This is a genomic window from Azospira sp. (assembly GCF_030247495.1).
Classification (GTDB): domain Bacteria; phylum Pseudomonadota; class Gammaproteobacteria; order Burkholderiales; family Rhodocyclaceae; genus Azospira; species Azospira oryzae.
On sequence record NZ_JAOTRW010000004.1, the window covers coordinates 163,282 to 176,284 of the forward strand.

The following is a 13,003-nucleotide window of genomic DNA, read 5'->3' on the forward strand; positions in this document are numbered from 1 at the left end:
TCAGCTCCGGCAGCCGGCGGCCAGGTCCAGCTTGGCGTCGTAAATGCTGGTGCTGACGTCGAGCAGGCCGAGCACGGAATGGAAGATGTTGTCGTGGCTGGCCGGCTGGGCCGCCCGGGCCTTGAGGCAGGAGACATTGACCTTGAAGTCCTGGGCGAAACCGCGGGACAGCCACATCACCATGGGCACCCGGGTCTGTTCCTGGGGCGCGATGCTGTAAGGCATGCCGTGCAGGAACAGATTGTTCTCGCCCAGGGACTCGCCGTGGTCGGAGAAGTACATCAGGCCCGTGTCGTAATCCTTGTCCTGGGACTTGAGGAAGTCGATGGTCTTGGCCAGCACATGGTCCGTATACAGCAGGGCGTTGTCGTAGGAATTGACGATCTGTTCCCGGCTGCACTGGCGCAGGTCGCTGGAATCGCAGGTCGGCGTATAGCGGCGATAGGCTTCCGGATAGCGCTTGTGGTAGGCCGGGCCATGGTTGCCCAGCTGGTGCAGCACCAGCACCCGGTTGCCCTTGTCGTCGGCCAGCACCTTGTCCAGGTTGTGCAGCAGCACTTCATCGAGGCAGCGCTCGCCGTCGCACAGGCCGGGGATGGCGGCATTGGTCAGGCTGTCGTTGGGCAGGCCTTCGCAGACACCCTTGCAGCCGGACTGATTGTCCCGCCACAGCACCTTGAAGCCGGCCCGGTTCAGCACGTGCAGCAGGGATTCGCTGCCGCGGATCTTCTCCTCGTCATAATCCCGGCGCCCCACGGGGGCGAAGATGCAGGGCACGGAAACTTCGGTGTTGGTGCCGCAGCTGCTGACCTGGGGGAAATTGATGACGTCGAGCCGCGCCAGTTCCGGCGTGGTCTGCCGCTCGTAGCCGTTGAGCCCCCAGTTGGCGGCGCGGGCCGTCTCGCCGACGACGATGACGAACAGGGCCGGCTTGCTGCGGCCCTTCCAGGCTGCCGCCAGGGCAGCATCGGTGCCGATGGGCTGGCGCGGCCCCTGGGCCGCCTCGGCCTTGGCCACCCGGGACAGGGAATAGACCAGGTTGGCCGGGGTGATGAGGTAGCGGATTTCCTTGTGGTTGCGCATCAGGGAGGCGAAGTCCTGGAACACCAGAAACACCGCCCCGCCGCCCAGGACCAGGGCCAGCAGCAGGGAACCGGCGCGGATGGCCAGGGTACGGCCGAGACCGGCCTCCGGCAGGCGCACCCGGGACAGCAGCAACAGGGGCAGCCCCACCACCAGGGCCAGGTGGGGCAGGAGGGACCAGGTAAACAATTCCCCCGCTTCCTTGACGTCGGTCTTGAGCACGTTTCGCAGCATGGAGGGATCGAGGTAGATGCCGTACTTCTCCATGTAGAAGCTGGCGCAGCCCACCACCAGCAGCAGCAGGGCCAGCACCGGCTTGGCGGTGCGGCGGCCCATCAGGGGCGCCAGCAGGACGAAATGGATGGCACTGAGGAATACGAACAGGGCGGCGGCAAAGCCCCAGGTGGACCACTGGCCGCCGTCCCGGCCGGCCATGGCCGCTTCCCAGAAGAGACGGTTGCCCGCCAGGCTGAAATAGACGCTGCCGAGCAGGGCCAGGGTGGTGCCGCCCACCGCCGGCTGCCAGTGCCGCCAGTGGCGCAGGCCCTGGCGCGAGCCCTGGTTGAGCCAGAAGGCGAAGGCCAAGAGCAGGTTAACCAGGGTCAGTCCGGTCAGGATCAGTCCGGAAGGATTGGCCACCAGAGCGGGGGCGGGAGCGAATACGGCCATGGAGCGGCAACCTGATGAGGGAAATTGGCCGCAACTTTAGGCGCCGCCCCGTGAGGGACTGGTGAGGGAAGTGTGAGGAATGTGTGAGGAAAGGTCCGGCACGGCCTCCGGCCGGAGGCGCCGGGGCGCCGCTGCCCGCCGGGAGCGGCAGCGCGGCCCCCGGGCGGCAGGAGGACTCAGGCAGCGGCAGCCGGTGACGGCCCCTGCAGGGACGCCCCCAGATCCACGCTGAGGACGGCGCCGCCGTCGGGGCCGTTGGCGGCGACCGGCACCCAGCCGCAGGCGCGGCAGACGTGGGCCACCAGGGCCAGGCCGAGGCCGTGGCCGGCACCGGGGCCGCGGCGGTAGAAACGGTCGAAGACCCGGGGCAGATCGTCCGGGGCAAAGCCCGGGCCCTGGTCCGCCACTTCCAGCACGCTGCCCCGCAGGCGGCAGGTGATGGTGCCCGACTCGGTGTGGCGCAGGGCATTTTCCAGCAGATTGCGCAGCACCAGCTGCAGCAGGGCCGGGTCGGCCCGCACCAGGGCCGGTTCCGGCACCTCCAGGGCCAGCTGCACCGGCTTGGCGTACTGGGTGCCCAGGGACTCCCACAAGGACTGGATTTCCAGGGACAGGCGCAGGTCGTCCTGCAGCTGGGGCCGGGTCTCCCGGGCCAGCATGAGCAGGCTCTCGGCCAGACGGGTGATGCGGTCGGTGCTGTCCACGATGCGCCGGGAGCGGCGGTAGGCCGCCTCCGGCAGGCCGCCGGCGGCGCTGAGCATTTCCGCATCGGTGCGGATGGCGGTGAGGGGGGTGCGCAGCTCGTGGGAAAGGTTGGCGGTGAATTCCCGCTCCCGCTGCAGCAGTTCCGCCTGGCGGGCCTCCAGGGCGTCCAGGGCCTGGGCCACGGCCAGCACTTCCCGCTCCATGCCGGCCTGGGCGTAGCTGCCCGCTTCCGGCACTTCGCCCCGGACCCGTTGGGCCAGCCACTCCAGGCGCCGGGTGAAGCGGCCGGAGAGGGCATAGACCATGGCCAGCACCACGCCGCCGATGATCAGGGCGCCGGCGACGATCACCGCCGTCACCGCATCGAGCCGCTCCTCGTGTTCCTCCACGTCGTAGCTGAGGATGAAGCGGGCGCCGCCATCCTCCCGCACCGCCACGTGGAACTCCTTGTCGCCCTCGAACATCTCGTGGTTGCCGATGGGCAGCCGGGCCAGGTTGTCCGGCACGCTGCCCGGCGGCGAGTGGGGCTCGAGCCGGTACAGGGTCATGGACGGGGTGTTGGGGAAGGCCGTCTCGGGCGAGGTGTGCCACAGCTCGATGCTGTGTTCCACCTGGGTGGTGAGGAGGTTGTCGATGAACTCCTCCTCCATCTCGTCGAACATCAGGAGCAGGGCCACCGACTGGGCCAGGATGATGACCAGGGCCAGGGCCGCCACCCACAGGGCGATGCGCAGGCGCATGCTGGGCGCCTGGCGGTCGGCGGCCAGCTCCTCGGCGGAATGATTAGCGAGCGACAAGTTTGTACCCCAGTCCGTGAATGTTCACCACTTCGACCCCGGCCCCCTCTCCCAGGGCCCGGCGCAGGGTGTGCAGGACGCTGCGCAGGTTGTCGCTGGCCTCCTGCTCGTGGCCCCAGATGGCGATCTCCAGCTCCCGCCGGGAAAAGACCCGGTTCGGCTGCTGCAGCAGCAGGGCCGCCAGGCGCAGGGCCTTGGGCGGCAGGCGCAGGGCTTGGCCGGCCAGGCGCAGTTCCTGGGAGGTGGCGTCGTATTCCAGGGGCCCCTGGCGCCACACGCCCGCATCCTTGCGCGGCGCCGCCCGGCGCACCAGGGCCGTCAGGCGCACCTCCACCTCCTGCAGGGCGAAGGGCTTGACCAGGTAGTCGTCGGCCCCGGCGTCGAAGCCGGCCAGCTTGTCCTCCAGGGTATCCCGGGCCGTCAGCATCAGCACCGGCAGGCTGCTGCCCTCGGCGCGCAGGCGCCGGGCCAGGCTGAGGGCGTCGCCGTCGGGCAGGCTGCGGTCGAAAACGGCGCAGTCGAAACTGCCGCCGGCCAGGAGGCGCCCCGCCGCCGCCAGGGAATCGGCGTAGTCGCACTGGTGCCCCCGGGATTCCAGGAATTCGTAGAGGTTCTCGGCGATGGACCGGTCGTCTTCGACGATGAGGATGTGCATGGCGCTGTCCGTGGCGGAAGGGCCCCATTATAGGGCGCCCGGACCGCCGTACGGCGAGCGGGCGAATCGTTCAATAAAATTGAACGGTTCCGCCAATTCTTATCGCTTTTCAGCCCTGGCCCGGAGCCCTAGGATGGTCGGCATTCCTGCGGCTGGCCTGAACTGTCCCGTCGCCGCGATAAAACATGAAAGGAAATCAACGATGAAATCTCCCGCCGCCCCCGAGATCCTGGCCCAGGCCTTCCTCGACGCCCGCAGCTTCAACCGCTTTGCCGACCGTCCGGTGAGCCCGGAAACCCTGCAGCAGCTTTATGACCTGGCCAAGTGGGGGCCCACCGCCATGAATTCCCAGCCGGCCCGCTTCGTCTTCGTCACCAGCCCCGAGGCCAAGGCCCGCCTGGCCAAGGCCCTCTCCCCGGGCAATGTGGAAAAGACCCTGGCGGCGCCGGTGACCGTCATCGTCGCCCAGGACACGGCCTTCTACGAGCACCTGCCGACCCAGTTCCCGGCCTACGACGCCAAGCCCATGTTCGAGGCCAACCCGGCCATGGCGGCCAGCACCGCCTTCCGCAATTCCAGCCTGCAGGGTGCCTACCTCATCGTCGCCGCCCGCCTGCTGGGCCTGGACGCGGGCCCCATGTCCGGCTTCGACGCCGCCAAGCTGGACGCCGAGTTCTTCCCCGACGGCCGCTGGCAGAGCAATTTCATCATCAACCTGGGCTACGGCGACGCCGCCGGCAACCACCCCCGGGGACCGCGCCTGCCCTTTGCCGAAGCAGCCCGTATTCTTTAGTCATTTTTTCGATCTAGATCAAACCCGGACGCCGCCGGCGCGCGTAGGGTAGCTCCCCATGGAGACCAAGCCCCACACGTCCGGCCACGCCCACTCATGCGGCACCTGTGGCCAGGCCATCCCCCTCAAGGACTGGCCCGGCACCATCGTCTGTGCGGCCTGTCTCGACCTGCGTCCCGCCGATAGCCCGGCCCACTGCCAGCACTTTTGCGGCGGCGAGGAACGGGAAGCGGGCGTCTGATCCCCGGTTTTCAGGCAACCTTCCACCAAGAGGTCCGCACCATGGAATACCAAGTTCAACTCCGCCATTCCGCCGCCCCCGCCCTGGACAAGGCCAACCAGCTCCTGCTGCAGGCCCGGGAATACCTCTGTGCCGGCTGCAAGCGCGACTGCGAGCGCCGCCTGACCCAGTTCGGCCAGGTGCCCCAGTCCTGTCGCCGCTCCTGAGCCGGACCTCCCCCGCCCGCGCCGGCCCTGCTGCGGCCGGCTTTTGACCCGCATCATTTTCAGCCCCGGAGACGGCGCCTAGAATGGCCCTGCTCATTTCTCCGGGTGCCCCATGATCGCCAAGCTTCTCCCTTCCCTGCGCACTTCCCTCCTCCTCGCCGCCGGCCTTGGCGCCCTGCTCTCGCCCCTGGCCGGCCACGCCGACGAACGGGGCAAGGAAATCTACGGCCCCTGCGCCGCCTGCCACGGCGAATTCGGCCAGGGCGGCAAGAAGGGCGAATACCCCCGCATCGCAGGCCAGCAGGCCAAGTACATGGAATCCCAGCTGAAGGCCTTCCAGAAGCGCATCCGGGTGAACATCCCCATGGTGCCCTACACCGAAGAGCGGGAACTGTCCCACGAGGACATGAAGGTCGTCTCCGAATACATCGCCGGCATCGAATTGCCCACCGCCATCCCCACCTTCAAGGACACGGACGACGCCCTGACCCGTCTGCAGGCCATGGAAAAGGTCATGATCGTGCCCCGGGAACCGGGCGACGTGGAGGCCGGCAAGGCCATCTACCAGAAGCAGTGCGCCGCCTGCCACGGCAAGACCGCCAAGGGCCGGGGCATGTTCCCCCGCCTGGTGGGCCAGTATTCCCAATACCTGAAGCGCCAGGTGGACCTCTACCTGAAGGGCGACCGCCCCCACGACGAAGAAACCACCCAGGGCGTGCTCAACACCCTCAAGCCCGAGGAAATCCAGAACATCCTGGCCTATGTGACGGCGCTGCAGGAAGAAGTGAACAAGCAGTAGGAACGACCCATTGCCTCCGGCTCCATGCCGGAGAGGCAGCAAGGACGGCTATTTCGGCCATGGGGTGGCTGGGAGGGCCGTTTTTGTTGGGGTGTGGCAGGGGTAGTTGTTTGAAGCCTTGTCGCTGCCTCAAACGTGATGGGTTTAGTGACCGCTGTATTCCGCGCCTGACGCGCGGGTTACTTTTCTTGTCTTGCCAAGAAAATGTAACCAAAAGAAGGCGCGCCCGGTTTGGCGCCCCTTCGGGGTTCCCTGCGCTACTCGCTTCCGGCGGGGGCTGCGCAACTCGGCCTACGGCCTCAGACAGTGCTCGCCCTTTCCCCGCCGGAGGCTCCGTTGCTCGGCGCCGCACAGGGCCAATGGCGGATACCTAGAACGTTCAGGACAAGCCAGCCACCTTACTGTTGTGGAAGGTTCAGGGGCGATCCGACTCGTCGTTGGCGGGCAAGAACTTTCGATACCGGAAAGGCACGGCCCAGCCGCCCAACAACACTTCAGCCACGCCTCGCAAGCGGTCCCGCACACCCAGCTTTGCGCAGACAAAACTCTCCTGGTGGCCCTCACGGAATACGCCGAAGAGTTCTATGGACGCCTCCGCATATGCCACTGGCACCATGACCCGCTGGACGTTGTAGAGCGACACCTGCATTCCCGGATATAAACCGCCAAAGCCGCGGTTGTGCACATAGAAGGGAATCCGGTTTGCGATCAGCATGCTTTCCATGACAGCAAGCTCTGATGCCGATCGGGGGGCGGCCAGGTGGAAGAATTCCATAGCTCAGTTTTTGCGCGGGCCAAATCGAAAGCTAGATGGGCCTAACGTGGAAGTGGGCGGCCTGCGCGGCTTTTCGCGCAGGCCCGCTCGACTGAAGGGTTATGCATCTCTTCGCACATGCGCGTTATGGATGATTGGGTTAATGCCATCAAGATGTCCGACAGTCTTTGCGAAGGAGCGAACGTTGCAGTTGAACTCAATATTTCCATCGAGGGCGACTGGATTGCCAGAATGCCTCGCGAACTGGTTGGCTGGGCCTTCTGGAATTGCTCCGCTGATGTAGAGAGACGCCACTTCGCCAGGGGCGATGACTTGTTTCTTCAGGATTGACGCATCTATGGTCGAACCGCCGAGCCAGAACCGAAAGCCAGCACGATCCAACTCGACGGGGAACGGCGAGAGATTGATGGCCATGAGCCACAGAGAGAACGAAGCTGACTCACCAAGATCAACGACCACCGAACTGTGGCGAGGCCGAAGATCGACATAGATCAACTGCGACAATTTCTCTTTCGTGAAATACCGGCGAAGAAGGAATCCCGGCAGCCAGCGAAGCAGACGCCAAATACCTTGAATTGGGATGGTCTCAAGTGCCATGCGCGGTCACCAAGTGAAATGCATAACGTGCTAGTTCAGGGGCGACCGGAGGCTGAAGGCCGGAGGGAACCTGCCGGCACGGTCGGCAGGGCATCCCCTGGAGCGGCGGGTTAGCCCCCGGCATTTGCGAGCACATTTCTATACCACTCAACATACGCTGGATCTGCCAAAGGTGACTCCGGGACGACGAGTTCTGAGGACTGAACATCGATCACCACGACGTCTGACCTGTGAGCCGCAAGTGCAACGGCATTTACGAGTGCGACGATATCGCCATCGCCACGGCACCAAAGAGAAAGTGAAGCGTCAGATGGGTGCAACTCGACAAACACCCCGTCTTTGTTGGTGTTCCCGGTTCCGTCTCTTTGCCACCGGATGCTCTCAAAGAGGTTCTCGGCCAAAGCGCGGTATTGCTCACGACCGAAGGACTCATCGGCCTCAAGCTCGGAGAGCGAGTTTGGGGGAGATTGGTACTTGACGAGGATGAAGTCGAGGCTCATGAGCGATGGCTCCGGGGGCTAACGTAGAGCTAACCGGCGCTGCGCGGGTTTATCGCGCAGCGTCCAGCGACTGAAAGGAGCGAGGTTGAGCGCCATGTTAGGTTTTTAGACCTTAGCGACCCAACTGGAGAACTCTCGGGTTGTTCTTTTCCCGACTTGAACTACAGCCCCACGTTTGAAAAACTCACTCCCGAAAATATGTATGTAGCCCCCGAAATCGGAAGGAAGGTAAAAGTCTCCGTACTTCATCATGGCCACCTTCTCCTTTCCGAAGTGGCCGTAGAAATAGCCAAACTCAAACAAGACATTCAGGTTCGGTGTCCAGACAGGCTTTCCACGCACTGTACTTTCTGCTTCGGGAGAGAACAGCAAAACTGCACCATCGACTTTGTCTTTTATGTTGTCCAACTCTTCGAGCAATGTTCTACCTGCGATGAATGCGTCGTCCCACCAAGGCAGAAACTCCAAGGTTGCGCTCGTAAACTTTTTCACGACCGCTTTTGCTTGGGAGCGGGCAGCAGAGGATGATCCAATAAACAGTGTGGTTTTAGGCATGATGGTATTGGAGGGGGAAAAAACCTAACTAGTAGTAGACGACAAAAACGTCCAATAAAAATGGGGCTGTCCAATATCCTGGAACACCGGACAGCCGAATCGCTTGTCCTGCAACGGATTCATCAAACCTTCCGATTACTGGCCCCGCTAAAAATCCGTAAAACCGGACAGCCTCAAAGTTACCGTCAGCAAACCCACACCGCAACAGAAAGTTGCCAATCGCATATCCCAAGTAACTAAACCACCACCCCCAACCAATGCGATCGCGTTCGCTACACCACCGGTTTTCCATCCCCTTCCACCCCCGCCGAGCAGCGCAAGGCGGGCGGGGGGCATTCGGCGAGGACTGTCTGAGGCCCGAAGGGCCGAGTTCCGCAGCCGCCCCGACCGACTGAGCAGCGCAGGGAAGCCCGCAGGGCCGGGGGTGAGGGTCCGCCTTCTTTTGGCTACTTTTCTTAGCGGTTAAGAAAAGTACGCCCGCCGGGCAACGGCGGAACCCAGCCGCAAATCAACAATGTAGGGCCGCGCTCGATTTGTCGTAGTTTTGCACGAGATTTGTCGTAGTGCGTTCGGTAGCGTACACAACAAAAAATGGCCGATTCTGGTTACAGATCGGCCATTTCTTTACGGGAGCTTCCCACCCGAAGTGGTATTTGTCGAGTTAGGGAAACCTACTAGGGCAGCTTGCAGGCCATCCCGCTCGACTTCCAAGTTAACGGGCTTGCATATCAACCATGTATGTACTGGATGACGATTTTGTGTGTATTTCCCGTTGCAGATATTTCGTGGTAAATGTTACTGACAACAGCTTGAATATTTCCGTCAAGGTAAAGCGTTTGACCGATATCTGGGACACATTGAAGAGTTACCCCTTGGATTAGAGAGTCAGATCCTTTGAGCTGAAGAGTGCAGGAAATTGACATATATCCCTTTCATTGTGGTGACGTGGAAATGCTGCAAGTACCGGAAGTGCCAATGGCATTATACAGCTGCTTTCTGGCTACTCGACCACCGGCTGCTCCTGGCCGGAAGCTGGCGAAGCCCTAACCTTCATTTAGGGCCGCGCTCGATTTGTCGTAGTGCTTACCCTTAGAATAGCCCGCCCATCACCCCGGGCTCGTAGTTCGTTATCACCAGCTCCCGGCTCTCCCCTGGAGCGCCCTGGTTGTTCCCTACGCTGTACTTGATCCCCAGCTCGTGAAAGACCAGGCCGGCGAACGCCTGGCGGATGTCCGGGTGGTCGTTGATGCTGACCATCATCTTGCCCTTGCAGCTGCTCATGGCCTTGGCCATCGCCTCGTATTGCTCAAAGCCGAAGGGGACGCCATAGCCTTCAGTCTGCCAGTAGGGAGGGTCCGCATAGAAGAAGGTATGGGGACGGTCATACTTGGCTAGGCACTCCAGCCAGGGCAGGTTCTCCACCAGGGTGCCGGCAGCCAGGCGCAGATGGGCGGAAGAGAGGTTCTCCTCGATGCGGAGAAGATTGATCGATGGCGCGGTGGTGGCCGTGCCAAAGCTCTGCCCTTCAACCTTCCCGCCGAAGGCGTGATGTTGCAGGTAGAAGAAGCGGGCCGCCCGCTGGATGTCGGTCATGGTTTCTGGCCGGGTTTCCTGCAGCCACTTGAAGACCTGGCGGGAGGACAGCGCCCACTTGAACTGCCGTACGAACTCTTCCAGGTGGTGCTGGACCACTCGGTAGAGATTTACCAGCTCGCCGTTGATGTCGTTGATGACTTCGCAGTTCGCCGGTACCGGCCGGAGGAAGTAGAGGGCGGCTCCACCGCAGAACAGTTCCACGTAGCACTCATGCTTGGGGAACAAGGGGATCAGACGGTCGGCCAGGCGGCGCTTTCCACCCAGCCAGGGGATGATGGGACTTGCCGGATTGTTAAGGAACGGTGTGGTCACAGAGGCTCTCCTTTCGCGCACTTGGCGCTGGATCGGGAGGCTCGGTGGCCTTCAGGTCATTCATCACCCCACAGCGGGGGCACTTGATGGCCAGGCGCCGGTAATCGGCTTCGGCCAGCTTCTTGTTGCAACTACTACAGCGGATTTCCTTCACGGTAACGCCTATGTGTTAGGCTTCGGCCCGCCGTCGCGACGGTAACGGTGCCTTGGCTAAACGCAGGCTGCTTCTGCGGGAGGTGGCCGTTGGGGGTGTTCCTGCACCCCCAGCGGTCGCACCGTTCTTCCCTACACCGGGTAGCTCTTGCCAGCCTTCGGCGCCGGCTTTGCCACCCCGTCAGAAATGGTTACTCGATCTCCGGCGGTAACGGTGCCGGAGGCTTTTAGCGTCAGCAGGCCGACGCGGGTGGCCACCTTGACCACGTCGCCCTGGACAGAGGCCACGACTCCGGTCGAGGCATCCGGCCCCTGCAGCAGCCGGCGCAGTTCCCCCAGGGCGTGTCTCACAGCGGGCGCTCCAGGCCGATATTGGCGCTGCAGCGCACGTTGTCGGCCGTGAATGAGACGCTGACGATTCGGCCTACCCAGGGGGCCTGGCCAGACGGGAAGCCCTTGGCGATGTTTCCCGGCAGCATCCCGGCCTTGGGGGCGCAGGTGGTGGTGACCGACTCCCTGGGCGTTGCCCGGTCGTTCATTTCCGCCCAGCCCCGCTCCAGAAGAGCTGCCTCACCCTCAAGCAGGGGCACTTCCACGTCGGCACCGCGTCGATCCCCAGCACCCCGATACACTTCAACCAGGCCGTCCATCAAGCATCCTCCTCGACTTCGGTCGTGGGCCGGCTGCCGGTGATCAGTACCAGCACATCGAAGTCCACCAGGCCAGCAACCCGATCCGGTGCCACCAACCCATAACTCACCGCCCGACAGGTATAGGTGATACGGGCAATGGCCACCCCGGATTCATCGGCGGTCAGGCTCAGGCCATCACCTCCAAGCTTGATGCCTCCCAGGCTACGGCCGATCCAAAGCACCGAGGTGATGGCCTTGGCCGGTACCGGCAACGATCCTGCAGCCGAATTCTCGAAAGAGATATCTTCCGTCTTGACCAGGGTCACCTCATTGCCGCCCACAATGCTGCCGGCAGAAGAATCCAGCTTCAGCTCGATGCCTTCGGAGCGATGCACCAGGAACCATGCCGTGTCGCCGGGAAGAAACGAGGTCTTCCCAGCGTTCGGGCCGGCTGCCCGATCATCAACGACGGCAGACAGATGATCGCTGGCGCTGGTACTGGCGCCGAATTGAACCCGCACCGTTACATTACTCATCAGCGTCCTCCAGTAGAAATTGCACTTCCTCCACCTGGTCGTCAGCGACGGCCCAGACGTAGGCTCTCGTTGAATAGCGAACCTTGGCCAGGCTGTACCCCAGGCCGTAGGAAGCCGTCAGGGTGTCACCATCGAGCAGTACTCCGCCAAGATCGGTATGGAGCCAGGTCACCTCCAGAAGCGCCTGGGCAGGCGTTGATAGCCGGGCGGCGCCATCCTTGAACTCGACGGTCTCTTCGATCTCCCAGACCCGGATGCCCTTCGGCGTTATGGAAACGGACGGGCGGCCGGTATGCACCAGGCTGACCGGCCGCCACGGGCTCGGCCAGGCGCGCACCGTTCCACTCAAGGGGTTAGTGTCGGCCTCAAACTCGATACGGTCGCTCGAGCTATCTGAGGCGCCCCCGTTTCCGATGGTCAGACGATTCACGATCTCGACGTTGATGGTGGACGTGCTGCGGACAGTGGCTTCCGAGTCGTAGAGATTCACGTCCGGGACCGCGCTGGTGAAGTCTGCAGGGGCGACGCGATACCGACGCCTGGCCACCACGCTGCCATCGGGCCGGGACTCCAGAAGCCCGCCGATGGCCTCGACGATGCTTCTGGCTGCAGCCAGTGGGGTGGCGGACGTAAAGGCCAGGCCAGCTGTCGGAAGAGTCCAGTCCGGCAGGCTCCAGGCCAGCGTTACTACACCGCCAAGCAGAGACTCCACCGCTTCTTTGGCGGTGGTGCCGGCGAGGAATGAGATATCGCCCGAGAGCGCGTAAGGGGTATCCAGCCAAGCCACAGGGGAAAGGGCCTTGGCGCTCCAGGTCCGCCCTGCAGGCCCCTGTGCATTCTCGCCCCGCCCATCGAGGCGCAGGGAGAAGGTATAGCCGCACATCGTCAGCGTCAGCTGCTCCCCGGTTTCGAGCTGGAGGAACTCTTCCTCACCGCCCAGGGTGATATCAGCCTGCCAATAAGGGGAATTTTCAGAGGCGGAAACCGTTACCCGGCGCGGGCTCAACCAGCGACCGTCACCAGCCAAAAGCACCACACTGGAATCGATCACCTGGCCATCCGCAGGAGCAGTCCAGGGGAGCCGGCAGCTGGCGGCCGCCCGGTACCGGGAACTGATATCCCATGGGAACACCACGCTCCCCTGCAACGGGGAGGTTAAGGCCCAGGGCGCCACCAGGCGCTTTGCCACAGGCGTAGTCTTTCCCCAGGCAAATGCCATCCGGCGTGAAACCCTCGATGCCCATTCCAGACGCAGCCCACCCGCCAGCTTTTCTGACCAGGGGAAAGCTATCGTGCGGCAAACGACTTGGGTATTTGCCCACATCAATTCAGCCCGGCCCGAAACTGCAACCGTAGTCGCCCAGGGCATGACCAGGCGGCCACTTATAGCTCCTGGTTG

General features: G+C 63.2%; 17 protein-coding genes. 4 read left to right on the plus strand and 13 right to left on the minus strand.

All coding sequences use genetic code 11. The features are described 5' to 3' along the window. The 3 genes from OEL49_RS06640 to OEL49_RS06650 form a co-directional block, all read right to left on the minus strand. Entirely contained in the window at positions 1-1,752 is a 1,752-nt protein-coding gene (locus tag OEL49_RS06640; protein ID WP_287874245.1) for a phosphoethanolamine transferase, read from the minus strand. Between the two features lie 176 nt (positions 1,753-1,928). Next, positions 1,929-3,254 (minus strand): sensor histidine kinase, encoded by a 1,326-nt coding sequence (locus OEL49_RS06645; protein ID WP_287874246.1) that lies wholly within the window; start codon positions 3,252-3,254, stop codon positions 1,929-1,931. Beyond that, positions 3,241-3,909 (minus strand): response regulator transcription factor, encoded by a 669-nt coding sequence (locus OEL49_RS06650; RefSeq protein ID WP_014236704.1) that lies wholly within the window; start codon positions 3,907-3,909, stop codon positions 3,241-3,243. The genes OEL49_RS06645 and OEL49_RS06650 overlap by 14 nt, the downstream gene beginning before the upstream one ends. Positions 3,910-4,111: 202 nt before the next feature. Between OEL49_RS06650 and OEL49_RS06655 the strand changes: the two genes are divergently transcribed. The 4 genes from OEL49_RS06655 (at position 4,112) to OEL49_RS06670 (ending at position 5,948) form a co-directional block, all read left to right on the plus strand. Further along, positions 4,112-4,702, plus strand: coding sequence for a malonic semialdehyde reductase (locus OEL49_RS06655; RefSeq protein WP_287874247.1), 591 nt, complete (start codon positions 4,112-4,114; stop codon positions 4,700-4,702). A 58-nt stretch (positions 4,703-4,760) separates the two neighbouring features. After that, on the plus strand, positions 4,761-4,943 hold the full coding sequence (locus OEL49_RS06660) for a hypothetical protein (protein ID WP_130460040.1): 183 nt from the start codon (positions 4,761-4,763) through the stop codon (positions 4,941-4,943). A gap of 41 nt (positions 4,944-4,984) precedes the next feature. Continuing rightward, entirely contained in the window at positions 4,985-5,149 is a 165-nt protein-coding gene (locus tag OEL49_RS06665; protein WP_014236701.1) for a hypothetical protein, read from the plus strand. A 112-nt stretch (positions 5,150-5,261) separates the two neighbouring features. After that, the gene (locus tag OEL49_RS06670) at positions 5,262-5,948 is read left to right on the plus strand and encodes a c-type cytochrome (protein ID WP_287874248.1); all 687 of its coding nucleotides are present in this window, start codon (positions 5,262-5,264) and stop codon (positions 5,946-5,948) included. Positions 5,949-6,363: 415 nt separating this feature from the next. Here the strand turns inward: OEL49_RS06670 and OEL49_RS06675 are convergent, their stop codons facing one another. The 10 genes from OEL49_RS06675 to OEL49_RS06715 all read right to left on the minus strand — a co-directional run bounded on the left by OEL49_RS06675 (position 6,364) and on the right by OEL49_RS06715 (position 12,655). After that, positions 6,364-6,672 carry a hypothetical protein gene (locus OEL49_RS06675; RefSeq protein WP_014236699.1) on the minus strand — a complete coding sequence of 103 codons (309 nt, stop codon included), beginning with the start codon at positions 6,670-6,672 and terminating at the stop codon, positions 6,364-6,366. 150 nt (positions 6,673-6,822) lie between these two features. Then, positions 6,823-7,320 carry a hypothetical protein gene (locus OEL49_RS06680; RefSeq protein WP_157870600.1) on the minus strand — a complete coding sequence of 166 codons (498 nt, stop codon included), beginning with the start codon at positions 7,318-7,320 and terminating at the stop codon, positions 6,823-6,825. Positions 7,321-7,430: 110 nt separating this feature from the next. Continuing rightward, positions 7,431-7,820, minus strand: a complete 390-nt coding sequence (locus OEL49_RS06685) for a hypothetical protein (protein ID WP_043797937.1) — start codon at positions 7,818-7,820, stop codon at positions 7,431-7,433. 105 nt (positions 7,821-7,925) lie between these two features. Next, positions 7,926-8,375, minus strand: coding sequence for a TIR domain-containing protein (locus OEL49_RS06690; RefSeq protein WP_083833943.1), 450 nt, complete (start codon positions 8,373-8,375; stop codon positions 7,926-7,928). A 1,089-nt stretch (positions 8,376-9,464) separates the two neighbouring features. Next, positions 9,465-10,283 carry a DNA adenine methylase gene (locus tag OEL49_RS06695; RefSeq protein ID WP_287874249.1) on the minus strand — a complete coding sequence of 273 codons (819 nt, stop codon included), beginning with the start codon at positions 10,281-10,283 and terminating at the stop codon, positions 9,465-9,467. Beyond that, positions 10,264-10,437, minus strand: a complete 174-nt coding sequence (locus tag OEL49_RS17395; RefSeq protein ID WP_414635385.1) for a Com family DNA-binding transcriptional regulator — start codon at positions 10,435-10,437, stop codon at positions 10,264-10,266. Before OEL49_RS17395 ends, OEL49_RS06695 begins: the two co-directional genes overlap by 20 nt. A gap of 131 nt (positions 10,438-10,568) precedes the next feature. Further along, a complete protein-coding gene (locus OEL49_RS06700; protein WP_287874250.1) occupies positions 10,569-10,787 on the minus strand; it encodes a hypothetical protein in 219 nt (72 codons plus the stop codon). Further along, entirely contained in the window at positions 10,784-11,086 is a 303-nt protein-coding gene (locus tag OEL49_RS06705; RefSeq protein ID WP_287874251.1) for a hypothetical protein, read from the minus strand. The genes OEL49_RS06700 and OEL49_RS06705 overlap by 4 nt, the downstream gene beginning before the upstream one ends. Next, complete coding sequence (locus OEL49_RS06710; protein ID WP_287874252.1) at positions 11,086-11,604, minus strand: hypothetical protein; 519 nt, start codon at positions 11,602-11,604, stop codon at positions 11,086-11,088. Before OEL49_RS06710 ends, OEL49_RS06705 begins: the two co-directional genes overlap by 1 nt. Then, on the minus strand, positions 11,597-12,655 hold the full coding sequence (locus OEL49_RS06715) for a hypothetical protein (RefSeq protein WP_287874253.1): 1,059 nt from the start codon (positions 12,653-12,655) through the stop codon (positions 11,597-11,599). Before OEL49_RS06715 ends, OEL49_RS06710 begins: the two co-directional genes overlap by 8 nt. Between the last annotated feature and the right edge of the window lie 348 nt (positions 12,656-13,003).

Coding starts and splice junctions, on each gene's coding strand:
- OEL49_RS06675 (WP_014236699.1), bottom strand. CDS start 6,672: ATGGAAAGCATGCTGATCGCAAACCGGATTCCCTTCTATGTGCACAAC.
- OEL49_RS06665 (WP_014236701.1), top strand. CDS start 4,985: ATGGAATACCAAGTTCAACTCCGCCATTCCGCCGCCCCCGCCCTGGAC.
- OEL49_RS06655 (WP_287874247.1), top strand. CDS start 4,112: ATGAAATCTCCCGCCGCCCCCGAGATCCTGGCCCAGGCCTTCCTCGAC.
- OEL49_RS06670 (WP_287874248.1), top strand. CDS start 5,262: ATGATCGCCAAGCTTCTCCCTTCCCTGCGCACTTCCCTCCTCCTCGCC.
- OEL49_RS06705 (WP_287874251.1), bottom strand. CDS start 11,086: ATGGACGGCCTGGTTGAAGTGTATCGGGGTGCTGGGGATCGACGCGGT.
- OEL49_RS06710 (WP_287874252.1), bottom strand. CDS start 11,604: ATGAGTAATGTAACGGTGCGGGTTCAATTCGGCGCCAGTACCAGCGCC.
- OEL49_RS06690 (WP_083833943.1), bottom strand. CDS start 8,375: ATGCCTAAAACCACACTGTTTATTGGATCATCCTCTGCTGCCCGCTCC.
- OEL49_RS06685 (WP_043797937.1), bottom strand. CDS start 7,820: ATGAGCCTCGACTTCATCCTCGTCAAGTACCAATCTCCCCCAAACTCG.
- OEL49_RS06640 (WP_287874245.1), bottom strand. CDS start 1,752: ATGGCCGTATTCGCTCCCGCCCCCGCTCTGGTGGCCAATCCTTCCGGA.
- OEL49_RS06650 (WP_014236704.1), bottom strand. CDS start 3,909: ATGCACATCCTCATCGTCGAAGACGACCGGTCCATCGCCGAGAACCTC.
- OEL49_RS06660 (WP_130460040.1), top strand. CDS start 4,761: ATGGAGACCAAGCCCCACACGTCCGGCCACGCCCACTCATGCGGCACC.
- OEL49_RS06680 (WP_157870600.1), bottom strand. CDS start 7,320: ATGGCACTTGAGACCATCCCAATTCAAGGTATTTGGCGTCTGCTTCGC.